Source organism: Rhizobium sp. Root274, assembly GCF_001429245.1.
Lineage (GTDB): Bacteria > Pseudomonadota > Alphaproteobacteria > Rhizobiales > Rhizobiaceae > Allorhizobium.
Map to the genome: position 1 here is coordinate 274,331 of NZ_LMJE01000009.1, position 23,846 is coordinate 298,176.

24 protein-coding genes are annotated in these 23,846 nt (G+C 61.4%); 19 read left to right on the forward strand and 5 right to left on the reverse strand.

The annotated features are described in order from the left end of the window. Positions 1-2: 2 nt before the first annotated feature. The 6 genes from ASE36_RS19035 (at position 3) to lipA (ending at position 5,229) form a co-directional block, all read left to right on the forward strand. Entirely contained in the window at positions 3-1,325 is a 1,323-nt protein-coding gene (locus ASE36_RS19035; RefSeq protein ID WP_062283677.1) for a pyruvate dehydrogenase complex dihydrolipoamide acetyltransferase, read from the forward strand. Positions 1,326-1,340: 15 nt separating this feature from the next. Beyond that, positions 1,341-1,979 carry an SGNH/GDSL hydrolase family protein gene (locus ASE36_RS19040; RefSeq protein WP_062283679.1) on the forward strand — a complete coding sequence of 213 codons (639 nt, stop codon included), beginning with the start codon at positions 1,341-1,343 and terminating at the stop codon, positions 1,977-1,979. Between the two features lie 110 nt (positions 1,980-2,089). Next, positions 2,090-2,356, forward strand: a complete 267-nt coding sequence (locus tag ASE36_RS19045) for a YdcH family protein (protein WP_062283681.1) — start codon at positions 2,090-2,092, stop codon at positions 2,354-2,356. 79 nt (positions 2,357-2,435) lie between these two features. After that, positions 2,436-3,881: a dihydrolipoyl dehydrogenase gene (lpdA, locus tag ASE36_RS19050; RefSeq protein ID WP_062283684.1), complete on the forward strand. Its 1,446-nt coding sequence runs from the start codon at positions 2,436-2,438 to the stop codon at positions 3,879-3,881. 53 nt (positions 3,882-3,934) lie between these two features. After that, entirely contained in the window at positions 3,935-4,210 is a 276-nt protein-coding gene (locus ASE36_RS19055) for a GlsB/YeaQ/YmgE family stress response membrane protein (protein WP_062283686.1), read from the forward strand. Positions 4,211-4,248: 38 nt separating this feature from the next. Then, positions 4,249-5,229 (forward strand): lipoyl synthase, encoded by a 981-nt coding sequence (gene lipA / locus ASE36_RS19060; RefSeq protein ID WP_062283688.1) that lies wholly within the window; start codon positions 4,249-4,251, stop codon positions 5,227-5,229. A 4-nt stretch (positions 5,230-5,233) separates the two neighbouring features. On the opposite strand, the gene ASE36_RS19065 is transcribed toward lipA, so the two are convergent. Then, on the reverse strand, positions 5,234-5,527 hold the full coding sequence (locus tag ASE36_RS19065; protein ID WP_062283691.1) for a type II toxin-antitoxin system RelE/ParE family toxin: 294 nt from the start codon (positions 5,525-5,527) through the stop codon (positions 5,234-5,236). Continuing rightward, positions 5,524-5,769, reverse strand: coding sequence for a type II toxin-antitoxin system ParD family antitoxin (locus tag ASE36_RS19070; protein WP_062283696.1), 246 nt, complete (start codon positions 5,767-5,769; stop codon positions 5,524-5,526). The genes ASE36_RS19065 and ASE36_RS19070 overlap by 4 nt, the downstream gene beginning before the upstream one ends. Positions 5,770-5,866: 97 nt before the next feature. Between ASE36_RS19070 and ASE36_RS19075 the strand changes: the two genes are divergently transcribed. After that, positions 5,867-6,436, forward strand: a complete 570-nt coding sequence (locus ASE36_RS19075; RefSeq protein WP_062283700.1) for an AAA family ATPase — start codon at positions 5,867-5,869, stop codon at positions 6,434-6,436. Positions 6,437-6,445: 9 nt separating this feature from the next. Further along, a complete protein-coding gene (locus ASE36_RS19080; protein WP_062283703.1) occupies positions 6,446-6,898 on the forward strand; it encodes a type II toxin-antitoxin system RatA family toxin in 453 nt (150 codons plus the stop codon). On the opposite strand, the gene ASE36_RS19085 is transcribed toward ASE36_RS19080, so the two are convergent. Then, positions 6,883-7,389 carry a CinA family protein gene (locus ASE36_RS19085; RefSeq protein WP_062283708.1) on the reverse strand — a complete coding sequence of 169 codons (507 nt, stop codon included), beginning with the start codon at positions 7,387-7,389 and terminating at the stop codon, positions 6,883-6,885. The two genes, ASE36_RS19080 and ASE36_RS19085, sit on opposite strands and share 16 nt — an antisense overlap. Then, complete coding sequence (locus ASE36_RS19090) at positions 7,389-8,597, reverse strand: bifunctional 2-C-methyl-D-erythritol 4-phosphate cytidylyltransferase/2-C-methyl-D-erythritol 2,4-cyclodiphosphate synthase (RefSeq protein WP_062283711.1); 1,209 nt, start codon at positions 8,595-8,597, stop codon at positions 7,389-7,391. Before ASE36_RS19090 ends, ASE36_RS19085 begins: the two co-directional genes overlap by 1 nt. Before the next feature lie 158 nt (positions 8,598-8,755). Between ASE36_RS19090 and dusB the strand changes: the two genes are divergently transcribed. From dusB to bchJ, 11 genes are all read left to right on the forward strand, one after another. After that, positions 8,756-9,772 carry a tRNA dihydrouridine synthase DusB gene (gene dusB / locus ASE36_RS19095; RefSeq protein ID WP_062283717.1) on the forward strand — a complete coding sequence of 339 codons (1,017 nt, stop codon included), beginning with the start codon at positions 8,756-8,758 and terminating at the stop codon, positions 9,770-9,772. After that, a complete protein-coding gene (locus ASE36_RS19100) occupies positions 9,769-10,914 on the forward strand; it encodes a two-component system sensor histidine kinase NtrB (protein WP_062283720.1) in 1,146 nt (381 codons plus the stop codon). The genes dusB and ASE36_RS19100 overlap by 4 nt, the downstream gene beginning before the upstream one ends. Next, positions 10,914-12,365, forward strand: a complete 1,452-nt coding sequence (gene ntrC / locus ASE36_RS19105) for a nitrogen regulation protein NR(I) (RefSeq protein WP_062283723.1) — start codon at positions 10,914-10,916, stop codon at positions 12,363-12,365. Before ASE36_RS19100 ends, ntrC begins: the two co-directional genes overlap by 1 nt. Before the next feature lie 181 nt (positions 12,366-12,546). Continuing rightward, positions 12,547-14,811, forward strand: coding sequence for a sensor histidine kinase NtrY-like (locus tag ASE36_RS19110; RefSeq protein ID WP_062283727.1), 2,265 nt, complete (start codon positions 12,547-12,549; stop codon positions 14,809-14,811). Beyond that, positions 14,801-16,165 (forward strand): sigma-54-dependent transcriptional regulator, encoded by a 1,365-nt coding sequence (locus tag ASE36_RS19115; protein WP_062283732.1) that lies wholly within the window; start codon positions 14,801-14,803, stop codon positions 16,163-16,165. The genes ASE36_RS19110 and ASE36_RS19115 overlap by 11 nt, the downstream gene beginning before the upstream one ends. A 51-nt stretch (positions 16,166-16,216) precedes the next feature. Next, complete coding sequence (gene trkA, locus ASE36_RS19120) at positions 16,217-17,593, forward strand: Trk system potassium transporter TrkA (protein ID WP_062283736.1); 1,377 nt, start codon at positions 16,217-16,219, stop codon at positions 17,591-17,593. A gap of 13 nt (positions 17,594-17,606) precedes the next feature. Next, the gene (locus tag ASE36_RS19125; protein ID WP_062283739.1) at positions 17,607-18,470 is read left to right on the forward strand and encodes a D-amino-acid transaminase; all 864 of its coding nucleotides are present in this window, start codon (positions 17,607-17,609) and stop codon (positions 18,468-18,470) included. Positions 18,471-18,579: 109 nt separating this feature from the next. Further along, the gene (hfq, locus tag ASE36_RS19130; RefSeq protein ID WP_007604043.1) at positions 18,580-18,831 is read left to right on the forward strand and encodes an RNA chaperone Hfq; all 252 of its coding nucleotides are present in this window, start codon (positions 18,580-18,582) and stop codon (positions 18,829-18,831) included. 67 nt (positions 18,832-18,898) lie between these two features. Then, positions 18,899-20,233 carry a GTPase HflX gene (gene hflX / locus ASE36_RS19135; RefSeq protein WP_062283742.1) on the forward strand — a complete coding sequence of 445 codons (1,335 nt, stop codon included), beginning with the start codon at positions 18,899-18,901 and terminating at the stop codon, positions 20,231-20,233. Positions 20,234-20,347: 114 nt separating this feature from the next. Further along, on the forward strand, positions 20,348-21,961 hold the full coding sequence (bchE, locus tag ASE36_RS19140) for a magnesium-protoporphyrin IX monomethyl ester anaerobic oxidative cyclase (RefSeq protein ID WP_062283747.1): 1,614 nt from the start codon (positions 20,348-20,350) through the stop codon (positions 21,959-21,961). Next, positions 21,945-22,724, forward strand: a complete 780-nt coding sequence (gene bchJ, locus ASE36_RS23305; protein ID WP_062283752.1) for a bacteriochlorophyll 4-vinyl reductase — start codon at positions 21,945-21,947, stop codon at positions 22,722-22,724. Before bchE ends, bchJ begins: the two co-directional genes overlap by 17 nt. Here bchJ and ASE36_RS19150 read toward each other — a convergent pair. Further along, complete coding sequence (locus ASE36_RS19150; protein WP_062283755.1) at positions 22,624-23,841, reverse strand: FAD-dependent oxidoreductase; 1,218 nt, start codon at positions 23,839-23,841, stop codon at positions 22,624-22,626. The two genes, bchJ and ASE36_RS19150, sit on opposite strands and share 101 nt — an antisense overlap. Between the last annotated feature and the right edge of the window lie 5 nt (positions 23,842-23,846).

Below are 23,846 nucleotides of genomic sequence, written 5' to 3' on the forward strand. Positions count from 1 at the left end.
CCATGCCGATCAACATCACCATGCCGGCGCTCTCTCCGACGATGGAAGAGGGGAATCTGGCCAAGTGGCTGGTCAAGGAAGGCGACAAGGTCAAATCAGGCGATGTCATCGCCGAGATCGAAACCGACAAGGCGACCATGGAAGTCGAAGCGGTCGATGAAGGCACGGTGGCGAAGATTGTCGTTCCAGCCGGCACCGAAGCCGTGAAGGTCAACGCCCTGATCGCCATCCTCGCCGCCGATGGCGAAGACGTGGCTGCCGCCGCTGCCGGCGGCGGTTCTGCTCCGGCAGCACCGAAGGCGGAAGCTGCTCCGGCCCCGGCTGCTGCTCCGGCCGCAGCCCCGGCGCAGACCGCTGCTCCGGCAGCAGCGTCCTCCGGCGACCGCGTCTTTGCGTCCCCGCTGGCCCGTCGCCTCGCCAAGGAAGCCGGTCTTGATCTCAGCGCCGTCTCGGGTTCCGGTCCGAAGGGCCGCGTCGTCAAGAGCGACGTCGAAAAGGCCGTCAGCACCAGTGGCACCAAATCGGCTCCGGCTCCGGCAGCGGCTCCCGCAACTGCGGCAGCGCCGGCACCGGCTCTTGCCAAGGGCGCATCCGAAGAAGCCGTACTCAAGCTGTTCGAGGCGGGCTCCTACGATCTCGTGCCGCATGACGGCATGCGCAAGACGATTGCCAAGCGCCTGCAGGAATCGAAGCAGACCATCCCGCATTTCTACGTGTCCGTGGATTGCGAACTGGATGCGCTGCTGGCTCTGCGCGCCCAGTTGAACGACGCCGCGCCTCGCAAGGAAAGTGCGCCGACCTACAAGCTCTCGGTCAACGACATGGTGATCAAGGCTCTGGCGCTGGCGCTCCGCGATGTGCCCGATGCCAACGTCTCCTGGACCGACAGCAATATGGTCAAGCACAAGCATGCCGATGTCGGCGTCGCCGTCTCGATCCCCGGTGGCCTGATCACCCCGATCATCCGTAAGGCCGAGACGAAGACCCTGTCCGCCATCTCCAACGAGATGAAGGACCTCGGCAAGCGCGCCAAGGAACGCAAGCTGAAGCCTGAAGAATACCAGGGCGGCACCACCGCCGTGTCCAACATGGGCATGATGGGCGTCAAGAACTTCGCCGCCGTCGTCAACCCGCCGCATGCAACGATCCTGGCGATCGGCGCTGGCGAGGAGCGCGTCGTGGTGAAGAATGGCGAGATGAAGGTGGCAAACGTCATGACCGTGACGCTGTCGACCGACCACCGCGCCGTTGACGGTGCGCTCGGGGCCGAACTGCTCGGCGCCTTCAAGCGCTACATCGAAAACCCGATGGGCATGCTCGTCTGACGAGGGAGCGGTGCGATGAAGACCGTTCTCGCTTATGGCGACAGCCTGACATGGGGATACGACCCGGTACACCTGGGTCGTCATGCCCATGAGGATCGCTGGACGAGCGTCTTGCAAAAGGCACTCGGCCATGGGGTTCGGGTGATCGCCGAAGGCTTGAACGGCCGCACCACTGCCTATGACGACCATCTGGCCGACTGCGAGCGCAATGGCGCCAAGGTGCTGCCGACGGTCCTGGCAACGCACAAGCCGATCGATCTTGTAATCATCATGCTGGGGACCAATGATCTGAAACGCGGTATTCAGGGCACCGCGATTGGTGCGACAAGTGGCGTGAAGCGGTTGGTAACGCTTGTACAAAAGCATGACTGGGGCTTCGGCTTCGAGGATCCGGAGGTTCTCATCGTTGCGCCGCCGCCGATCCGGGAAACCGCCAATTCTGTTTTTGGCGCCATGTTCAACCATTCGGTGGGTGAAGGTAGCATGCTGGCCAGCATGTATCGTGATGCGGCGGACGAGGCCGGATGTGCCTTTTTCGACGCGGGATCTGTCGCCGAGACCACCCCGCTGGATGGCATTCATCTCGATACGGAAAATACCCGAGCGATCGGACGCGGTCTGGAGCCGATCGTCCGGATGATGCTCGGTCTTTGAAGAAATGCCGCGTCCGGCACTCTCCGTCAGGGCGCGTTGATCAAAATCAAGGAGGTCTTGTGCGCTGCGTCTAACCTGAGCCCATCAACCCGAAAAGAGGAGATGGGATCATGTCGAACACACCGCACGAACTGGCAGCAGAATTCCCGGAACACGTCGCGCTGATGCGCCATCTGAAGGAAACGGATGGGCATTTTGCCAGATTGTTCGAGACCTATCATGAGGTCAACGGAGTGATCCACCGCGCCGAGACGGATATCGAGCCTGCAGACGACTTCCACATTGTGGAACTTCGCAAGAAGCGCATGCAGCTCAAGGATGAAATCTACGGGATGCTGGTTCGTCACGAACCGGAAGCCGAGACGCCCGCAGCCTGAGGGTCTCGCTTCCAGTCCCACACCGGACCTCCGGCAACAGCCGCACGGAGGTCCGTATAACCGAGGAGTGGAAGCACCCATGTCGAATGCTTACGACGTCATCATCATCGGCTCCGGCCCCGGCGGCTACGTCACCGCTATCAGAGCCGCCCAGCTTGGCCTGAAGACCGCGATCGTCGAGCGCGAGCATCTGGGTGGAATCTGCCTCAACTGGGGCTGCATTCCGACCAAGGCGCTGCTGCGCTCGGCCGAGGTGCTCGACAATGCCAATCACGCCAAGGCCTATGGCCTGACGCTGAACGGCACGATGACGGCAGACGTCAAGGATGTCGTTGCCCGTTCGCGCGGCGTCTCCGCCCGCCTGAATGGCGGCGTGGGCTTCCTGATGAAGAAGAACAAGATCGACGTCATCTGGGGCGAAGCCAAGCTTTCCAAGCCCGGCGAAGTCGTCGTGGGCAAGATGACGAAGCCCGTCGTCGAGCCGCAGAATCCGATCCCGAAGGGCGTACTGGGCGAGGGTACCTACACCGCCAAGCACATCATTGTCGCCACCGGCGCACGCCCGCGTGCGCTTCCAGGCATTGAGCCGGATGGCAAGCTGATCTGGACCTATTTCGAAGCGATGAAGCCGGACTTCATGCCGAAGTCCATGGTCGTCATGGGATCCGGCGCGATTGGCATCGAATTCGCCTCCTTCTACCGCTCAATGGGCGTTGATGTCACCGTGGTCGAGCTGATGGCCAACATCATGCCGGTCGAGGACGTGGAAATCTCCACCTTCGCCCGCAAGCAGCTGGAAAAGCGCGGCCTGAAGATCATCACGGATGCCAAGGTTTCTAAGGTCGAGAAGGGGGCAAACTCCATTACCGCCCATGTCGAGACCAAGGATGGCAAGGTCCAAACGATCACGGCTGACCGCCTGATCTCCGCCGTTGGCGTCCAGGGCAATATCGAGAACCTTGGCCTCGAAGCGCTCGGCGTGAAGACCGATCGCGGCTGCATCGTTATCGACGGCTATGGCAAGACCAATGTGCCGGGTCTCTATGCGATCGGTGACGTTGCCGGCCCGCCGATGCTCGCCCACAAGGCCGAGCATGAAGGCGTCATCTGCATCGAGAAGATCGCCGGCGTGCCCGGCGTGCATCCGATGGACAAGGCCAAGATCCCGGGCTGCACCTATTGCAACCCCCAGGTCGCCTCTGTTGGACTGACGGAAGCCAAGGCGAAGGCCGAGGGTCGCGAGATCCGAGTCGGCCGCTACAACTTCAACGCCAATGGCAAGGCGATCGCGCTTGGCGAAGACCAGGGCCTGATCAAGACGATCTTCGACAAGAAGACCGGCGAACTGATCGGCGCGCATATGGTCGGCGCGGAGGTGACCGAGCTGATCCAGGGCTTCGTCGTCGCCATGAACCTGGAAACGACGGAAGAAGAACTGATGCACACGATCTTCCCGCATCCGACCCTGTCGGAAATGATGAAGGAAAGCGTGCTCGACGCCTATGGCCGGGTGCTCAACGCCTGAGCCGGTTGTGAAACGGAACCGTGCCGCCTATATCGTCGGCAGGTTCCACCTGAATGTTTGAAAAGGATAACGCCGTGGCAGGGTTTGAAGTCGGTATTCTCGCGACGATCTTCTTCGGCGGTCTCGCCGGCTGGCTTGCAGGCAAGCTCATGGACATGCGCTTCGGCGTTATCATGAACATCATCATCGGGATCATCGGCGCGGTCATTGCTGCCGCGATCTTCCGCCGTCTCGGCATCTTTGTGGCAGGCGACTGGCTCGGCTACCTGATCACAAGCTTCGTCGGCGCAAGCATCCTCCTCTTCATAGCGAAGCTCGTTCGGCGCTAAACCAGAAAGCCGCGTCGCGGCGAGACAGGGTTTCTACCATGGTCACCATTCTCGACAGGACGAACCTCATTCCGGCCACCGCCGACGAGAAACGCGTCCGCCACCCGGAAAAGGCGCACAAGCCCGATACCGAAGTGCTGCGCAAGCCGGAATGGATCCGCGTCAAGGCGCCGACGTCCAAGGGCTACCACGAGACCCGTGACCTCGTCCGCTCTCACAAGCTGGTCACGGTCTGCGAAGAAGCGGGTTGCCCGAATATCGGCGAGTGCTGGGACAAGAAGCACGCCACCTTCATGATCATGGGCGAGATCTGTACCCGCGCCTGCGCCTTCTGCAACGTCGCAACCGGCAAGCCGAACGCGCTCGACCTGGAAGAGCCGGAAAACGTCGCCAAGGCGGTCCGCCAGATGGGCCTGCAACATGTGGTTATCACCTCCGTCGACCGCGACGATCTGGCCGACGGAGGCGCAGAGCATTTCGAAAAGGTGATCTGGGCGATCCGCGCCGCATCGCCGCAAACGACCATCGAAATCCTCACCCCGGACTTCCTCAAGAAACCCGGTGCCCTGGAGCGCGTCGTCGCCGCCAAGCCCGACGTCTTCAACCACAACATGGAAACGGTGCCCGGAAACTATCTGACCGTCCGCCCGGGCGCGCGCTACTTCCACTCGGTGCGTCTATTGCAGCGGGTGAAGGAACTCGACCCGACCATGTTCACCAAATCAGGCATCATGGTTGGCCTCGGAGAAGAGCGGAACGAAGTCCTGCAGCTGATGGACGACCTGCGTTCCGCCGACGTCGATTTTCTCACGATCGGCCAGTATCTTCAGCCGACCCGCAAGCACCACAAGGTCGAGCGTTTCGTCACCCCGGAGGAATTCAAGTCCTACGAGGACATCGCCTATACCAAGGGCTTCCTGATGGTCTCGTCGAGCCCGCTCACGCGCTCGTCGCACCACGCAGGCGATGATTTCGCCCGGTTGAAGGCGGCGCGGGAAAAGCTGCTCGTCAGGGTCTGAGCGGCTACCCGAAATTGTCCTGCCAATCCGCGCGTGCATTTGGCACAGCGATAATGATGACGTCGCCATTGTCCTTGAGGCGATAGATGACGAGATGCGATCCTGCTGGGTGAACGCGGGCTGGAGGCGTAATTTCAGTCCGCTCCGGCGAGATTTGCGGATTGTCGGCGATAAGCTCAAACACGTATTCTAGATGGAGATGATAGGCCTCGGCTTGCGCCTCTCCGAAGATCTCTGTTCCGCGGCGATATATCTCGCGAATGTTGTCAGCGGCTCTTCGAGTGAGCCGGTAGCTCAAGCAGATTTACTCCGCTTCTCCTTCAGTGAACGGAGAATGTCCTGCATGCTTTCGTCGCTCTCGCCGCTTGCGATCCCCTCATCGACCAAGGTCTGCATTGCAGCGATTTTCAACTGCCGATCCTGATCTTGTCTGATCAGATCGTGAATATAGCAGTCGCTGTCAGCAAAGCGACCACTGTTGGTTTGCTCATCGACATACTTCTGCATGTTATCTGGTAGCCCGATGTTCAGCTTGGCCATACGCCCGCCTCCTGTGTGACAAACTTGCTCGCGTTTGCATAAAAAGTCAAAAATCCGCCGACCAAATTCGAATCTGTAGATCTTTTGGATGGTGGCGATGCGCGACATTAAGATTACCGAACATGCTGCCAACCACTTGCGCCATGCCCGCCGCATCCTCGTGATTGGCTGTTCCGGCGGCGGCACGTCGACCTTGTCCCGCAAAATTGCCACGGCACTCGATCTACCCTACCATCCGATGGATCGGGAGGTCTTCTGGCTGGCAGGCTGGGTCCAGCGTCCCAGGGCAGAGCAGAGGGAGATTATTTCGCAGATCGTTGAGGCAGAGGCGTGGCTCATGGACGGCACCAACCCTTCAAGCTTCGACCTCCGCCTGCCTCGCACCGATCTTGTCATCTGGGTGCGGCTCCCGCGCTGGCGCTGCCTCATCGGTGTCTATCGGCGGGCGGCGAAATTCGTCGGAAAGCATCGCCCCGAGATGGCGGACGGCTGCGTCGAAAAAAGGCCCAACCGCGAATTCCTTTCCTATATCTGGAACTTCGAACGTCGCTTTGCCCCGATGATCATCCACGAGATTGAAAAACACGGTCCCACCGTGCCCGTCATTACCCTCAAATCCCATGGCGAAATGGCGCAGCTGCTTGATCTTGCGGGGCTTCCTCATTAAGTCCGGATCATGCCTCAGTTTGAAACCCGCCGCCTCGTCAAGCACTCGCCAGACCGCATGTATGCGCTCGTCGCAGATGTCGAGCGCTATCCGGAATTCCTGCCGCTCTGCGAAGCCCTGACCATCCGCTCGCGCCGCGAACGCGACGGCAAGGAGCTGCTGCTGGCCGATATGACGGTCGGCTACAAGGCGATCCGCGAGACGTTCACCACGCAGGTCCTGCTCACGCCGTCCGAGCGGACGATCGACGTCAAATACATCGAGGGTCCGTTTAAATATCTCGACAATCGCTGGCGATTCGAAGAGGCGGCCGATGGCGGATGCGCGGTCCACTTCTTCATCGATTACGAGTTCAAGAACCGCATCCTCGGCGCCCTGATGGGCTCGATGTTCGACCGCGCCTTCCGCATGTTCTCCGAAGCTTTCGAGACCCGCGCCGACAAGATCTACGCCGGCGCCTGAGCGGCCTTCAACAGCATGTCGAGGGCGGTTCTGACAGTTGCTAGCCGCACCTGGTCGCGTCCGATGTCGCCATAGCGCATCTCCCGATGATCGACGACCCCGCGACGGGACTTGAGGGCGAGGTGGACGAGCCCGACGGGTTTTTCGACCGATCCGCCACCCGGCCCGGCAATGCCCGTGACCGCGATCGAAATCTCGGCATCGGACCGCATCAGCGCCCCATGCGCCATCTGCAACGCGGTTTCTTTCGAGACAGCCCCGAAGACGTTTAGTGTCGAAGCCGATACACCTATCAGATCCATCTTCGCCTGATTGGTATAGGTGACGAAACCGCGGTCGACGACGGCCGAAGAGCCGGCAATTTCCGTCAGCGCCCCTGCGATCAGGCCACCGGTGCAGGATTCTGCCGTGGCGACCATCCAGCCGCGGTCGCGATAAGCCGCGAGGATCGCCGCCGCAGCTTGTTCGATGTCAGTCGGGTAAATCCCCATCAATCCGCTCCCCGATACACCACTGTCGCCGTGGCAATCGCCGCAATCCCCTCACGGCGACCGACAAAGCCGATCGTCTCGTTGGTCGTCGCCTTCACCGAGCAGCGGTCAAGCGAGATGCCGAGGATGTCCGACAACTTTTCCCGCATGACTTGGCGATGCGGTCCGATCTTAGGTGCTTCGGCAATAAGCGAAATATCTACATTTATGATCGTGCCGCCGGCGTCTCGAACGATCTTTGCTGCATGCTCCAGGAAGATCCGCGACGGCGCCCCCTTCCACTGCATGTCCGAGGGTGGGAAATGATCGCCGATATCGCCGGCCCCGCAGGTCGCCAGCAGGGCGTCCGTCAGCGCATGCAACGCGACATCCGCGTCGGAATGGCCTTTGAGCTTCTGATCATGCGGGATGAAAATGCCGCAAAGCGTCACCCCGTCGCCCGCTTCAAGCTGGTGCACGTCATAGCCATTTCCGGTCCTGACATCTGGCAGGGTCGCGCCCCTCAATTTCTCGTCCGCCATGGCGATGTCCCTTTGCACGGTGAGTTTGACATTGTCGATCGAGCCTTCGACCAGATGCACCGGAATACCCGCCCATTCCGCAATCGAGGCGTCGTCGGTGAAGTCGGTCGCCTGATCGGTCGCTGCATGTTCATGGGCTTTGAGGATGGTCTCGTAATGGAAACTCTGCGGCGTCTGGGCCGCATAGAGATCCTTGCGCGGAACGGTTCCGGTTACGACGCCGGTTTTGTCGCCGCGCTTGATCGTGTCCGAGACGGGAAGGGCAGGGAGGACGGCGGCTTTTCCAGAGGCAAGCTCGACCGCAATCCTGTCGAGCAGGTCCACATCGACAAAAGGCCGGACACCGTCCTGGATCATCACGTGATCAACACTGCGACCCCGCAATGCTTGCAATCCCTTCAGCACGGACTCCTGCCGTGTTGCCCCTCCGGTCACCACGACGAGCTCACGACTGTCGCCGAGATCGGCGACCGCGGCATCGAGCAGGACCCGATCGTCGGGGTGGATGACGACAACGATCGGGCCGGATTTGGGCCAGTCGCAAAACCGTTTGAGAGTGTGCCAGATGACCGGCTTTCCGCCAATGCGGCGATATTGCTTCGGCCCCTCGACCGAGGCACCAGCGCGCTCTCCGCGTCCGGCAGCCACGACCACGACCCCGATTGTTCCGCTCAGCTCTTGCTCCATCGCCCCGCCTGGTCCATGACACATTATTTTCGCAACCGTGCTCTATCGGCTCGGCATCGGCTTTTCCAGCATTTGCGCGATTTTTTGTCGATGCGTGAGCTTTGCCTCTTGGCAAGCGTGAGCCAACTGTCTAAAAATCATGCAAATGCGCTCTTTGCCTGAAAGATAATCATTTGGTTTCCGTCGCGTTGGACACGCCCTTCAGCATTGGCTCCGTTCCGATCCGGAACCGGATCGTGCTTGCGCCGATGTCCGGCGTAACCGACCTGCCGTTTCGCCAGCTGGCGTTCCGTTTCGGTGCGGGGCTCGTTGTAACCGAGATGGTGGCAAGCCGCGAACTTGTTTTCAACGCCGCCGAAAGCTGGTCGCGGCTGAAGGGGGCTGGGCTCACGCCGCATATGGTGCAGCTCGCCGGCCGTGAAGCGAAATGGCTGGCAGACGCGGCCATCATCGCCGAGGCCAATGGAGCCGACATCATCGACATCAACATGGGCTGCCCGGCGAAGAAGGTGATTGGCGGTTATGCCGGTTCCGCCCTGATGCGCGAGCCAGATCATGCGCTCTCCCTGATCGAGGCGACGGTCAAGGCCGTAAAAATCCCGGTGACCGTCAAGATGCGTCTCGGCTGGGACGAGACCTCGATGAATGCGCCCGATATTGCCGCTCGGGCGGAAGCCGCAGGCGTCCAGCTGGTGACCGTGCATGGTCGCACCCGCATGCAGTTCTACGAGGGGCGTGCGAACTGGGACGCGATATCAGCCGTCCGGGATGCAATCCGCATTCCGCTGATCGCCAATGGCGACGTCGAGACGGTCGAGGATGCCCACGAGATCCTGCGCCGCTCCGGCGCCGATGCGGTGATGGTCGGTCGTGGTTGCCAGGGCAGGCCCTGGCATGCCGGTGTGCTCGCCGGGCATGCTGGCCCTGATGCGTCCGAGATCCCCGGCCTCGTCGTCGACCATTATAAGATGATGCTGGAGCATTACGGCGCCGACGTCGGCGTACGCCATGCGCGCAAGCATCTCGGGTGGTACCTGGATCGCCACGCCCCCGATCTTGCGAGCGAAACCAAGGCCGCAATCATGACATCGAAGGACGCCGGTTTCGTTGCAAAGGCTCTGGAGCAAGCGCTCTCGGCCAGCGGTGATGCCGGCTCCAGACAGGAGGCCGCATGACGGCGAACGACCACACCGGCAGCAGCGGCAACGGTCTTGCCATGGCCGTACTGAATGCCATCCAGAACCCGGTGGTGATGGTGGATGCGAACGGCCATATCGCCTTTGCCAACTGGGAGGCGGAAGCCTTCTTTGGCGCCAGCGCGTCTCATCTGGCACGCTACCGCATCTCCACCTTCATTCCGTTCGGCAGTCCGCTCCTGTCCCTCATCGAGCAGGTGCGCGAGCGCCGTGCGCCGGTCAATGAATACCGCGTCGACCTGTCGTCGCCGCGTCTCGGTCAGGAAAAGCTGGTCGACCTTTATGTTGCGCCAGTTCTCGGGCAGCCCGGCAATGTCGTGGTCGTCTTCCAGGAGCGCTCCATGGCCGACAAGATCGATCGCCAGCTCACCCATCGCGCAGCGGCTCGCTCCGTCACCGGTCTTGCCTCCATGCTGGCGCATGAGATCAAGAACCCGCTTTCCGGCATTCGCGGGGCAGCCCAGCTCCTCGAGACAGCGGTGACAGACGAAGACCGGGCGCTTACCCGCCTGATCTGTGACGAAACGGACCGCATCGTTTCCCTCGTCGACCGCATGGAAGTCTTCTCCGACGAGCGGCCGGTCGATCGTCAATCGATCAACATCCATTCCGTACTCGATCAGGTGAAGGCGGTTGCCAAGGCGGGCTTCGCCCGCAACATCCGCATCACCGAGAATTACGACCCCTCGCTGCCGCCGGTGTTTGCCAACAGAGACCAACTGGTGCAGGTCTTCCTCAACCTCGTGAAAAACGCATCGGAAGCGATCGGCGAGCGGTCGGATGGCGAGATCCAGCTGACGACCGCTTACCGTCCCGGCATTCGCCTCTCGGTTGCCGGCTCGCGCGAAAAGATTTCGCTGCCGCTCGAATTCTGCGTCCATGACAACGGCCCCGGCGTGCCGTCCGACCTTCTGCCGCATCTCTTCGATCCGTTCATCACGACGAAGACCAATGGCTCCGGCCTGGGCCTGGCCCTCGTGGCGAAGATCATCGGCGGCCATGGCGGCATCGTCGAATGCGACAGCCAGGCGAGCCGCACCACCTTCCGGGTCCTCATGCCCATGTCGAAAGAGACGGCGTTCGACGATGCGCCACTTTCCAATTCCACGGGAACGAACTGATGACGGCGACCATCCTTGTTGCAGATGATGATGCTGCGATCCGCACGGTGCTGAACCAGGCGCTGAGCAGGGCAGGCTATGATGTGAGGATCACTTCAAACGCCGCGACACTCTGGCGCTGGGTCTCCGCTGGCGAAGGTGACCTCGTCGTCACCGACGTCGTGATGCCGGATGAAAACGCCTTTGACCTTCTGCCGCGCATTAAGAAGGCACGTCCGGATCTGCCGGTTCTTGTCATGAGTGCCCAGAACACCTTCATGACCGCCATCAAGGCGTCGGAGAAGGGCGCCTATGATTACCTGCCAAAGCCGTTCGATCTGACCGAACTGATCGCCATTATCGGCCGAGCACTGTCGGAGCCAAAGAAGCGTCCGGCTCGTCTCGACGACGACATGCAGGACGGCATGCCGCTGGTCGGTCGCTCGGCTGCGATGCAGGAAATTTACCGCGTGCTCGCCCGCCTGATGCAGACGGACCTGACGCTGATGATCACCGGCGAGTCCGGTACCGGTAAGGAATTGGTTGCCAAGGCACTCCACGACTATGGCAAGCGCCGCAACGGCCCCTTCGTCGCGATCAACATGGCCGCCATCCCGCGTGATCTGATCGAATCGGAACTCTTCGGCCACGAGAAGGGCGCCTTCACCGGTGCCCAGACCCGCTCGACCGGCCGTTTCGAACAGGCCGAAGGCGGCACCCTGTTCCTCGACGAAATCGGCGACATGCCGATGGATGCCCAGACCCGACTGCTGCGCGTCCTGCAGCAGGGTGAATACACGACGGTCGGCGGCCGAACCCCGATCCGCACCGATGTACGAATCGTCGCTGCGACCAACAAGGACCTGAAGCAGTCGATCAACCAGGGCCTGTTCCGCGAGGACCTCTATTACCGGCTGAACGTCGTGCCGCTGCGCCTCCCGCCGCTGCGGGATCGGGCAGAAGACATCCCGGATCTCGTGCGCCACTTCATTCAGCAGGGCGAAAAGGAAGGATTGGACGCCAAGCGCTTCGATCAGGAAGCGCTGGAAGTGATGAAGTCCTATGCTTGGCCCGGCAATGTCCGCGAACTGGAAAACGTCGTGCGCCGCCTGATGGCGCTTTATCCACAGGACGTGATCGCCCGCGAAGTCGTCGAACAGGAATTGCGCGCCGACATTTCCGACAGCCCGATCGCCAAGGTCGGTGTCGTCAGCGGCACCATGACCATCTCCCAGGCGGTGGAAGAGAATATGCGGACCTATTTCGCCTCCTTCGGCGAAGCGCTGCCTCCGTCCGGCCTTTACGACCGGGTGCTGACCGAGATGGAGTATCCGCTGATTCTCGCGGCTTTGACCGCCACCCGCGGCAATCAGATCAAGGCAGCCGACCTCCTCGGCCTGAACCGCAACACGCTCCGCAAGAAGATCCGTGAACTTGGCGTCTCGGTCTATCGCAGTTCCCGTTCGGCTTGACATCGCGACGGGCTCCGTTGCAATTTCGCCACATTGCGTTGCTCAAAAGCCACGTGTCACCGCAACCGCCGTCTGACCTTTGGGTTGGCCGGCGCTGTCGTCGTGCAGCACAACAAGAAGTACCGGCCATCAGGTCGGACATCGTGAAGACATCCGCTTTAGGCGGATCCGGGGGAAATGAATGGCAAGGGTGAGGAGAGCCTCCGCCGCCGATGTTGAAGCGGCGATGGCGCAGGACCGCAGGGCATCCTTTGCGCTGCCTGGCCTGCTGCTCGCCGGTGGCGCATTGCTCTGCGCAAGCTTCACTCTGCCGATTCTCTTGGGTCTGACACCGATCGAGCCGACCTCACGCGTGCTCGTGGCGTCTGCCGTCATCAATTCTCTGTTCATCGTCGGCCTGATGTTCCTGATCGGTCGGGAAGTTTTGCGCCTGTTCAAGGCGCGCAACAGAGGGCGTGCCGCAGCCAGGCTGCATGTGCGCATCGTCGCACTGTTTTCGGTCATCGCCATCACGCCAGCTATCCTGGTTGCAATCTTCGCATCCATTACGCTCAATGTCGGTCTCGACCGCTGGTTCTCGATCCGCACCCAGTCGATCGTATCGTCATCGATGAACGTCGCCCAAGCCTATATGCTGGAAAATGCCAGCTACCTGCAGGGTCAGGCGATCTCTATGGCGAACGACCTGGAGCGGAACCGCGCACTCTTTTATCTGGACCGCACCGGCTTCGTCGAACTGATGACCCGTCAGGCGCGCGGTCGCGGCATGCTGGGTGCCTTCCTGGTACGCGAAGATGGCTCGGCCATCACCAAGGCCGATATCGAGACGGAAAAGCCGCTGCCAGCCATCCCGCGCGACGCACTTGAAAGTGCAGCTGCGGGTCAGCCGACGCTCATCCCGCCAGGGGTGACCAACCTCGTCGGCGCGATCATCAAGCTCGATTCCATCTCGGGCACATTCCTTTATACGATCCGAGCTGTAGACCCGAAGGTCATGCAGGCCATGCGCCTGATGGAAGAAAACAACGCCGAATACCAGTCGATGGAAGATGGCCGAACGACGTTGCAGATCGCCTTCGCCATCCTCTATCTCGGCTTTGCGCTCATCGTGCTGCTCGCTGCCATCTGGACTGCCATCGCCGTCGCCGACCGCATCGTCCGCCCGATCCGCCTGCTGATCGGTGCTGCCGACAGCATCGCATCCGGCAATCTGAACGTCCTTGTCCCAGTGCGCGCCGCCGATGGCGACGTCGGCAGCCTGTCGCGCACCTTTAACAAGATGGTGTCGCAGATCCGCTCGCAGCGCGACGAAATTCTGGAAGCGAAGGATGAGGTTGATGACCGCCGACGCTTTATCGAGGCTGTGCTATCCGGTGTCACCGCAGCCGTCATCGGGGTGGAGGACAATGGCATTGTCACCATCGTCAATCCCTCGGCCGAGTTCTTCCTCGCCCTGCCGTCCGACCAGTTGATCGGTGAAAAACTCTCGCTCGTCGCACCCGAGGTTGATCGCGTGCTCACCGAAGCGACGGTGCGCCATCGCGGCGAATACCGCGAGCAGATCAACATGATCCGGGGCGGCAAGGAACGCACCTTGAACGTTCAGGTGACCCGCGAGGAAACGAGAGGTTCCGAAGACAGCTATGTCATCACCCTCGACGACATCACCGACCTCGTGGTGGCCCAGCGCTCGACCGCCTGGGCCGATGTGGCACGGCGCATTGCCCACGAGATCAAGAACCCGCTGACCCCGATCCAGCTGTCCGCAGAGCGCCTCAAGCGCCGTTATGGCAAGCAGATTGCCGAAGACGACAAGGCGGTTTTCAACCAGTGCACCGATACCATCGTCCGACAGGTGGAGGATATCGGCCGCATGGTCGACGAGTTCTCGGCCTTTGCGCGCATGCCAAAGCCAGCCAAACAGCGGGCCGACCTGCGCGAGATCCTCACAGACGCCGTATTCCTCAGGGAAATCGGCAGTGCGGAGATCGAGTTCCAGCGTGACTTTGGCGACGAGCCGCTGGAGGGCAGTTTCGACGCCCGCATGCTGGCTCAGGCCGTCAGCAACATCGTCAAGAATGCGGTCGAGGCGATTGAGGCGGTGCCTGTCGAAGAGCTTGGCAAGGGAAAGATCCTCGTCCGCTCCTATTTCGATCATGCCCATGACCGCTTTGCGGTCGACGTCATCGACAATGGCCGCGGCCTGCCGACCGAGAACCGGCACCGGATCCTCGAACCCTATATGACAATGCGAGAGAAGGGCACCGGCCTCGGTCTCGCCATCGTCAAGAAGATTATTGAAGAGCATGGCGGACAACTCGAGCTGCATGATGCTCCGGCCGATTTCGACCGGGGCAGGGGCGCGATGATCAGGATCATCCTCCCCCGCGCCGAGACGACGGCCATTGATAGCGAGAACGACAAGGAAAAGGTCTATGGCCTCTGATATTCTGGTAGTCGACGACGAAGAGGACATCCGCGAGATCGTGTCCGGCATCCTGAGCGACGAAGGCCACGAAACCCGCACGGCCCATGATGCCGACAGCGCGCTGGCCGCCATATCCGATCGCGTGCCGCGTCTCGTCTTCCTCGATATCTGGATGCAGGGCAGCCGCCTGGACGGCCTGTCGTTGCTTGACGAGATCAAGCTGCGCCACCCTGACTTGCCCGTGGTGATGATCTCCGGCCACGGCAATGTGGAAACGGCCGTATCGGCGATCAAGCGCGGCGCCTTCGACTTTATCGAAAAGCCGTTCAAGGCCGACCGCCTAATCCTGATTGCCGAGCGCGCGCTGGAGAATTCCAAGCTGAAACGTGAGGTCTCGGACCTCAAGCGCCGTACGGGCGATGCGGTGGAGCTCATCGGTACCTCGGTTGCCGTCTCGCAATTGCGCCAGACCATCGAGAAGATCGCGCCCACCAACAGCCGAATCATGATCTTCGGCCCCTCCGGCTCCGGCAAGGAGCTCGTGGCGCGCATGATCCACAAGCGATCCAGCCGTTCGGGCGGCCCCTTCGTGTCGCTGAATGCTGCGGCGATCACCCCTGATCGCATGGAAGTGGCACTCTTCGGCACCGAGGGAACGCCTGGCCAGCCGAGGCGCATCGGCGCCCTCGAAGAGGCCCATCGCGGCATCCTCTATCTGGACGAGATCGGCGAAATGCCGCGTGAGACGCAGAACAAGATCCTCCGCGTTCTTGTCGAACAGCAGTTCGAGCGTGTCGGCGGGTCGAAGCGCGTCAAGGTCGACGTGCGCATTATTTCGTCCAGCGCCTATAATCTCGAGGGCATGATCGCCGAGGGCCGTTTCCGCGAGGATCTCTTCCATCGCCTGGCCGTTGTCCCGGTCAAGGTGCCGGCACTTGCCGAGCGGCGCGAGGATATCCCCTTCCTCGTCGACATGTTCATGCGCCAGATTTCCGAACAGGCCGGCATCCGCCAGCGCAAGATCGGCGAGGACGCCATGGCTGTTCTGCAGGCGAATGACTGGCCGGGCAATATCCGGCAGCTGCGCAACAACATCGAGCGTCTGATGATCCTCGCCCAGGGCGACAGCCCCGAATCGGCGATCACCGCGGAAATGCTGCCGCAGGATCTCTCCGACATGCTGCCGAAGGTATCGGCGAGCAACGACACCCACATCATGACGCTGCCGCTGCGCGAAGCTCGCGAAATGTTCGAGCGGGATTATCTGATCGCCCAGATCAACCGGTTCGGTGGCAACATTTCCCGCACGGCTGAATTCGTCGGCATGGAGCGTTCCGCTCTGCATCGCAAACTCAAATCGCTTGGCGTATAACCGAGGCAAACGAGTCCGGTCTGCCGATCGGGCGAGCGCAGGAAACATGCCATGAAGGTCATTATTTGCGGTGCGGGGCAGGTCGGCTACGGGATCGCGGAGCGGCTGTCGCAGGAAGACAATGACGTTGCCGTCATCGATACGTCCGCGTCGCTGGTTACCCACATCACCGAGACGCTCGACGTCCGCGGCTATGTGGGTCACGGCGCCCATCCGGACGTACTGGCGCGCGCAGGCGCTGACCAGGCCGACATGCTGATCGCGGTCACCCTCTATGACGAGATCAATATGACCGCCTGCCAGGTGGCGCATTCTCTGTTCAACGTGCCGACAAAGATCGCCCGTATCCGGTCGCAGAACTATCTGCTGCCGGAATACTCCGACCTGTTCAGCCGAGACAACCTGCCGATCGACGTGACGATTTCGCCGGAGATCGAGGTCGGCAAGATGGTGCTCCGCCGCATCTCGTTCCCTGGAGCAACTGACATCGTCCGCTTCGCCGACGATCATATCGCCATGCTTGCCATCGAATGCATGGAGGACTGCCCGGTCGTCGACACGCCGCTCAATCAGTTGAGCGACTTGTTTCCCGACCTGATGGCGACCGTCTGCGCCATATGGCGCAACGGCAAGCTTTTGGTTGCACGCTCGCAGGACCATCTGCAGGTCGGCGATCTCGCCTATGTTATCTGCCAGAAGGATCATGCCCGCCGTACGCTCGGCCTATTCGGCCACGAGGAGCAGGAAGCCGCCCGGATCGTTATCGCCGGCGGGGGAAATATCGGCCACTACGTCGCCCGCACTATCGGCCAGATGTCGCCGAAGACACGGTTGAAGATCATCGAAAACGACCGTGACAGGGCGCTTTCGGTGTCTGACCAGCTGCCCGATGCAATCGTGCTGCACGGGTCTGCACTCGACCAGAACATCCTCCATCAGGCTGACATCCAGGATGCGGATCTGATGGTGACGCTGACAAACAACGATCAGACCAACATCCTCAGTGCCGCCATGGCGAAGCGCCTCGGCTGCAAGTCCGGCATGGCCCTGATCAACAGCCCGTCTTTCCACGACATTGCCGGCTCGATTGGCATCGACGCCTATATCAACCCGCGTGCCGTGACAATATCGCGCGTCCTCCAGCATGTCCGCAAAGGCCGCATTCGCGCCGTCTATGCTGTGCAGAAGGGCAAGGCCGAGGTAATCGAGGCAGAGGCGCTGGAAACCTCGCCGCTCGTCGGCAAATCGTTCCGCGACCTTGAACTGCCGCCGGGACTGCGCATCGGCGCGATTTACCGCGACAAGACGGTTCTGCGCCCCAGTGGTGATACCCGCATCAAGGCCAAGGATCGCGTCGTGCTCTTTGCTGCCGCGGACGCCGTGCGGCATGTCGAGCAGCTTTTCCGCGTATCGATCCAGTATTTCTAGAGGTCACTTCCCCATGCCCCGGATTGCCTATGTCAATGGACGCTATCTCCCCCATTCGGAAGCGGCGGTTCACATCGAGGATCGTGGATACCAGTTTGCTGACGGTGTCTACGAGGTCTGCGAGATCCGCCACGGCGTGATTGTCGATCTCACCCGGCATCTTGATCGCCTCGACCGTTCGCTCTCGGAACTGCGAATGCAAAGCCCGATGAGCCGGGCGGCTCTCACCCAGGTCATCCGCGAGGTGGCGCGACGTAACCGGGTGAAGAATGGCTTGTTCTATCTTCAGGTGACCCGTGGCGTTGCCCGCCGCGACCATGTCTTTCCCTCTGCCGATACGCCGCCAAGCCTGGTGATCACCGCCAAGATCACCGATCCATCGATCATCGCAAAGAAAAACGAAGTCGGATTGAAGGCGATCACCCTGCCGGACAATCGCTGGGACCGGGTCGATATCAAGACGGTCGGCCTGCTCCCCAATGCCATGGCGCGTCAGGCGGCCAAGGAGAAGGGTGCCCAGGAGGCCATCTACATCGATGCCCGTGGCATGGTGACGGAAGGGGCTGCCACCAATGTCTGGATTGTCGACCAGAACGGTGTGCTCGTCACTCGTTTAGCCGAACACGGCATCCTGCGCGGCATTACCCGCACCGGCCTGATGGATGTGACGGAAAAACTGGGGATAGCGGTTGCGGAGCGGGAATTCTCCCGCGAGGAAATGCTCGCGGCCCGCGAAGTCTTCATTACCGCTGCCACCAGCATCTGCTTCCCGATCGTCGAGATCGATGGCCAGACGATCGGCAACGGCCATCCGGGTGCCATGTCGGAGCGTATCCGATCCGCCTTTTTCGACGTTGCGGAAAAGACGGTGATTTGATACCACCTTGTTCCGGTGGAGGGGCGAGGGGACCTATTCCCCACCTTGCCAGCAAGAACAATAATCACACCGGTCGAAAAAGACCGGCAAGAAAGAAAGAAGCGGCGCCATGGCGGAACGTTCTCAGAACCTGCAGGATCTTTTCCTCAACACCGTACGCAAGCAGAAGATCTCGCTGACGATCTTCCTGATCAACGGCGTCAAGCTGACCGGTGTCGTCACGTCGTTTGACAACTTCTGCGTTCTGCTGCGTCGCGACGGCCACTCACAGCTGGTCTACAAGCACGCCATCTCGACCATCATGCCGGGCCAGCCGATGCAGATGTTCGAGAGCGAAGACAACGCTTCCGGACAGGACTGAGATCATCACAAGCCGAGATACAAAGAACGATTCGATCATCCCGGAGGACGAAAAGCCCCGGGATGACATGCGGGCGATTGTCATTGTCCCGGTCCTCAAGCAGGGACGGCCGCAGCCGCTGCCCGAAGGCGCGCCACCGGCCCCGAGCCGCTCGAACGATGCGCGCCTCGAAGAGGCCATGGGCCTTGCCCGCGCCATTGATCTGACCATCGTCCAGGGGCTGATCGTTGCGGTCAACCAGCCGCGTCCGGCAACGCTGATGGGATCGGGCAAGATCGCCGAGGTGAAGGCTCTGCTCGACGAGTTCGATGCGGGTCTCGTGATTGTCGATCATCCGCTCACCCCGGTCCAGCAGCGCAATCTCGAGAAGGAATGGAACGCCAAGGTCATCGATCGCACGGGCCTGATCCTCGAAATCTTCGGCCGCCGCGCCTCCACAAAGGAAGGCACGCTGCAGGTCGAACTCGCGCATCTGAACTATCAGAAGGGTCGACTCGTACGTTCCTGGACGCACTTGGAACGTCAGCGCGGTGGTGCAGGCTTCATGGGTGGTCCGGGTGAAACCCAGATCGAAGCCGACCGCCGCATGCTGCAGGACAAGATCATCAAGCTTGAGCGCGAGCTCGAACAGGTGGTCCGCACTCGCCAGCTCCATCGTGCCAAGCGCCGCAAGGTTCCCCATCCGATCGTCGCACTGGTCGGTTATACCAATGCCGGCAAATCGACGTTGTTCAACCGCATCACCGGTGCGGGCGTGCTCGCCGAAGACATGCTGTTTGCGACGCTCGACCCGACGCTGCGCCGGATGAAGCTGCCGCATGGCCGCACGGTGATCATGTCGGACACCGTCGGCTTCATCTCCGATCTGCCGACCCATCTGGTCGCCGCCTTCCGCGCGACGCTGGAGGAGGTGCTGGAAGCCGATCTCGTCCTGCATGTCCGCGACATGTCGGATCCGGACAATGGAGCCCAATCGGCGGACGTCCTGCGCATCCTGGATGATCTCGGCATCGATGAGAAGGAACGGTCGGAACGGATCATCGAGGTCTGGAATAAGATCGATCGTCTCGATCCGGAAAATCATGACGGCATCCTTCAGAAAGCTGCCGGCCGCGAGAATGTCCTGCCCGTTTCCGCCATCAGCGGCGAGGGCATCGACACCCTTCTCGACGTCATCTCGCAGCGCCTTTCCGGTGTTCTGACGGAAGCAACGATCACCGTGCCGGCAGACAAACACGCCGTCATCTCCTGGCTCTATGAGAACGCCGTCGTGAGTGGTCGCGAGGATCACGAAGACGGCAGCGTCAGCCTCGACGTGCGTCTCACCGACCGTCAGGCCGATGAACTTGAGCGCAAGCTCGGCAGTCGGAAGCCGACGGGCAAGGAAGACTGGGAGCGCTAAACGCGCCACCTCGCAGTCTCTCGCATCACAATACAGCGTTGGATCGTTTGATCCACATCAAACCGCCCATCCCCACCGTGTGTCAACTTGAGTTTACACACATGGGAGGTGGTCATGCGCGTCGTCTTCATTCATCCAAACTATCACTCCGGCGGCGCCGAGATCGCCGGCAACTGGCCGCCAGCCTGGGTCGCCTATCTCGGCGGGGCGCTGAAGTCTGCCGGTTTCACCGACATCCATTTCCTAGACGCCATGACCAATGACATGACCGAGGATCGGCTGCGAGAGGAACTGCGGCGTCTTCAACCCGATCTCATCGGCTGCACCGCAATCACGCCGTCGATTTACATGGCCGAACGCTGCCTGGAGATAGCCAAGGACGTCTGCCCTCAGGCACTGCGCGTTCTGGGGGGCGTGCACGCGACATTCATGTACCAGCAGGTGCTGACCGAAGCGCCCTACGTCGATGTCATCGTGCGCGGCGAAGGGGAGGAGATCATTGTCGAATTGGCCAGGGCGCTTGCCGCCGGCAACTTGAAAGAGGCGAGGGCAGGCATCAAGGGCCTCGCCTATATCACCGACGATGGCAAGATCATCGCGACACCCGCCGCACCGACGGTGAAGAACTTTGACGCGGTAGAACCCGACTGGACCCTGCTCGAATGGGAGAAATACATATATGTGCCGCTTGGTGTCAGGGTCGCCATCCCCAATATGGCACGCGGCTGCCCCTTTACCTGCTCCTTCTGCTCGCAATGGAAGTTCTGGCGCGACTATCGCATCCGCGATCCGAAAAAGGTGGTCGACGAAATCGAAAAGCTGGTCAACGACCACCAGGTCGGCTTCTTCATTCTCGCGGACGAAGAGCCCACCATCAATCGCAAGAAGTTCATCGCCTTCTGCGAGGAGCTGATCGCCCGCGGCCTGCCGGACAAGGTCAAGTGGGGCATCAACACCCGCGTCACCGACATCATCAGGGACGAGGAATATCTGGCCCTCTATCGCAGGGCCGGCCTTGTTCACGTCTCTCTTGGCACGGAAGCTGCCGCCCAGCTGAAGCTCGACCGCTTCAACAAGGAAACCAAGGTCGCCGAGAACAAGAAGGCGATCCGGTTGCTTCGTGAAGCCGACATCTTTACCGAGGCGCAGTTCATCGTCGGGCTGGAAAACGAGACGGCGGAGACGCTGGAAGAAACCTATCGCATGGCGCGCGACTGGAACCCGGATCTCGCCAATTGGGCCATGTACACGCCCTGGCCCTTCTCGCCGCTGTTCCAGGAGCTGGGCGACAAGGTCGAGATCTTCGATTTCTCGAAATACAACTTCGTCACCCCGATCATGAAGCCGGACGCCATGGACCGCGCCGAACTGCTCGACCGCGTGATGAACAATTACCGCCGCTTCTACATGATCAAGGCGCTCTTCCACTATCCGTGGCGCGGCAAGGGCTTTCGCCGGCGCTACCTGCTGGGCTGCCTCAAGGCCTTCCTGAAGGCCGGCTTCGAACGCAAGTTTTACGACCTCGGCAAGCATAATTACTGGGGCCCGCAATCCAAGGACAAGGTCGATTTCGGCTTCGACATGTCCCGCAAGATTGCGCCTGCCCAACTCGACGACTGGCAGGCGGCGGCCGATCGGGCTAGTCAGGCAAAGGCAAAAAGGGCAGGCGCCGCGCAGCCGGTGCTTGCCTGCGGTGGCGGAGCCGAGACCTATGAAGCCCGCCTCTGAGACCTGGGTCGGCCTGGCCGAGACAGAAAAGGAGGATGCGGATCTGTCACCAGCGGCCCTGGAGACGCCCTCTGCGACAGAACCACGTTCGCCAACAGTGACCGCAAGGACCGGCCCGAACGCGCTCATTCAGACGGGGCAGGCGCTGTCGGCCCTCTTCGGTGAGAACACGGCGCGCGCTCTGTTTGAGCGCGCCGGTCTGATAGATCGCTACACGACCCCGCCGCAGGCCATGCTTGATGAGGCCGAACCGCGCCGGCTTTTCACCGTCCTTTGCGACGACCTTGCTCCGATCGAATCAATCCAGGTACTAGCCGACGCCGGCCACCGCACCGGTCACTACCTTCTCACGCGTCGTATTCCCAAGCCGGCCCGTTGGCTGTTGCCGCGTCTGCCGCCGGGTCTCTCGACACGTATCCTCGTTCGCGCCATTGCCGCCCATTCCTGGACCTTTGCAGGAAGCGGCCGGTTCTCCGGCCACGTGGAGGCGTGGCGGCAGCCCGTAGTTCGCCTCGCAATCCGGTCAAACCCGCTTGCCACCCCCGGCTGCCCCTGGCACGGTGCTGTCTTCGAGCGGCTCTTTGCCACCCTGACCGCGAGTCATGTCACCGTGTCACATCCTCGCTGCTCGGCACGTGGTGACGATTGCTGTGAATGGACGATCAGACCGTCTGCCGGCCCCCGGCCGCGTGCGCGAAGCTTTCGGAAAGCCGGAGCTGGCCAACCGGATCGAGAAGATCGCCGGTCACCAGGGTCGAGATGATGGATCGGATGCCGGGCAGAGTCGTCACCGGAGCGATCAGGTGATCGCGCAAGGCAGGCAGGATCTGGCTATCCGACTGATAGAACGGCGTCAGCACTCGGCTGAGGAGCTGGTAGGTGCGCACATGCAGCTGCCTTTGCCGCAGATGCCGGGAAATGGCGCTCGAGACATCCTCCGCCCGCACCAGTGCCGAGGCAAGCGAGGCTGCATCAAGCAATGCCATGTTTGCCCCCTGGCCGAGCTGCGGGCTCGTCGCGTGCCAGGAATCACCGATCTTCAGCGCGTGACGTCCAATGACGGGTTGCCGCGTCAGATGGCGGTAACGCGCATAGACGGGTTCGGCCACGGCCGCGAGGGCCACAGCCTCGGGCCAGAGGCTGCCCACTGCCTCCAGCCAGGTATCACGGCCGGCCTTCTGGCATGCGGCAAAATCCGAAATGCGCAGGCTCCAGAAGAAGGTCGCCATTTCGGGCGCTCCTTCTCGGGCGGTCCCGACCGGGAGCACGCCGGCCATCCGGGAGGCACGGTCGTAACGTTGCTCAAGCAGGTTACCCCGAAAAGGTCCGGTTTCCCCGAAGGGCACGGTCGCCCAAAGCGCGCCGTAAGCAAGTTCTGTGTCGGGTCGCGCGCCAAGGGGGGAATTCGCCCCCATGGCATCGACAACCAGATCGGCGTCTGGCAGGCGCTGGCCGGCGACAGTCACCAGATGCGGCCGGGCGCTTGTCTCGATGTCCGCGATTCGCGCCGATGCTTCGAAATTGACCCCGGCTGACCGTGCCGCATCAAAGAGGGCGTCGAAGAGAGCGACGCGCTGAACAGCGATACCGAATTGACCCGACCGGTAGCGCACGTCGAGCACCGGCTTTCCGCCGTCCTTCAGGCGCCCGACCATGCGTTCGATGCGACGCCCGCGAGCGGCGACCTGGGCGAGCAGTCCGAAGGCATCAAGAACCTTCGCGCCGGTCGGCTGCAGAACGAATCCCGAGCCCACGGGCCGGGGCGCGTCCATCTGATCATAAACGGTAACCCGTGCTCCGCGACGAGCAAGAATGCTGCCGAGAAGAAGCCCGCCGATCCCGGCTCCGGCAATGGCAACGTCAAGCTTGTCGAGCCGCATGGGTG

Excerpts from the sequence above, each read along its gene's own strand:
- ASE36_RS19035 (WP_062283677.1), top strand. The coding sequence starts at position 3 with ATGCCGATCAACATCACCATGCCGGCGCTCTCTCCGACGATGGAAGAG.
- ASE36_RS19040 (WP_062283679.1), top strand. The coding sequence starts at position 1,341 with ATGAAGACCGTTCTCGCTTATGGCGACAGCCTGACATGGGGATACGAC.
- ASE36_RS19045 (WP_062283681.1), top strand. The coding sequence starts at position 2,090 with ATGTCGAACACACCGCACGAACTGGCAGCAGAATTCCCGGAACACGTC.
- lpdA (WP_062283684.1), top strand. The coding sequence starts at position 2,436 with ATGTCGAATGCTTACGACGTCATCATCATCGGCTCCGGCCCCGGCGGC.
- ASE36_RS19055 (WP_062283686.1), top strand. The coding sequence starts at position 3,935 with ATGTTTGAAAAGGATAACGCCGTGGCAGGGTTTGAAGTCGGTATTCTC.
- lipA (WP_062283688.1), top strand. The coding sequence starts at position 4,249 with ATGGTCACCATTCTCGACAGGACGAACCTCATTCCGGCCACCGCCGAC.
- ASE36_RS19070 (WP_062283696.1), bottom strand. The coding sequence starts at position 5,769 with ATGGCCAAGCTGAACATCGGGCTACCAGATAACATGCAGAAGTATGTC.
- ASE36_RS19075 (WP_062283700.1), top strand. The coding sequence starts at position 5,867 with ATGCGCGACATTAAGATTACCGAACATGCTGCCAACCACTTGCGCCAT.
- ASE36_RS19080 (WP_062283703.1), top strand. The coding sequence starts at position 6,446 with ATGCCTCAGTTTGAAACCCGCCGCCTCGTCAAGCACTCGCCAGACCGC.
- ASE36_RS19085 (WP_062283708.1), bottom strand. The coding sequence starts at position 7,389 with ATGGGGATTTACCCGACTGACATCGAACAAGCTGCGGCGGCGATCCTC.
- ASE36_RS19090 (WP_062283711.1), bottom strand. The coding sequence starts at position 8,597 with ATGGAGCAAGAGCTGAGCGGAACAATCGGGGTCGTGGTCGTGGCTGCC.
- ASE36_RS19100 (WP_062283720.1), top strand. The coding sequence starts at position 9,769 with ATGACGGCGAACGACCACACCGGCAGCAGCGGCAACGGTCTTGCCATG.
- ntrC (WP_062283723.1), top strand. The coding sequence starts at position 10,914 with ATGACGGCGACCATCCTTGTTGCAGATGATGATGCTGCGATCCGCACG.
- ASE36_RS19110 (WP_062283727.1), top strand. The coding sequence starts at position 12,547 with ATGGCAAGGGTGAGGAGAGCCTCCGCCGCCGATGTTGAAGCGGCGATG.
- ASE36_RS19115 (WP_062283732.1), top strand. The coding sequence starts at position 14,801 with ATGGCCTCTGATATTCTGGTAGTCGACGACGAAGAGGACATCCGCGAG.
- trkA (WP_062283736.1), top strand. The coding sequence starts at position 16,217 with ATGAAGGTCATTATTTGCGGTGCGGGGCAGGTCGGCTACGGGATCGCG.
- ASE36_RS19125 (WP_062283739.1), top strand. The coding sequence starts at position 17,607 with ATGCCCCGGATTGCCTATGTCAATGGACGCTATCTCCCCCATTCGGAA.
- hfq (WP_007604043.1), top strand. The coding sequence starts at position 18,580 with ATGGCGGAACGTTCTCAGAACCTGCAGGATCTTTTCCTCAACACCGTA.
- hflX (WP_062283742.1), top strand. The coding sequence starts at position 18,899 with ATGCGGGCGATTGTCATTGTCCCGGTCCTCAAGCAGGGACGGCCGCAG.
- bchE (WP_062283747.1), top strand. The coding sequence starts at position 20,348 with ATGCGCGTCGTCTTCATTCATCCAAACTATCACTCCGGCGGCGCCGAG.
- bchJ (WP_062283752.1), top strand. The coding sequence starts at position 21,945 with ATGAAGCCCGCCTCTGAGACCTGGGTCGGCCTGGCCGAGACAGAAAAG.
- ASE36_RS19150 (WP_062283755.1), bottom strand. The coding sequence starts at position 23,841 with ATGCGGCTCGACAAGCTTGACGTTGCCATTGCCGGAGCCGGGATCGGC.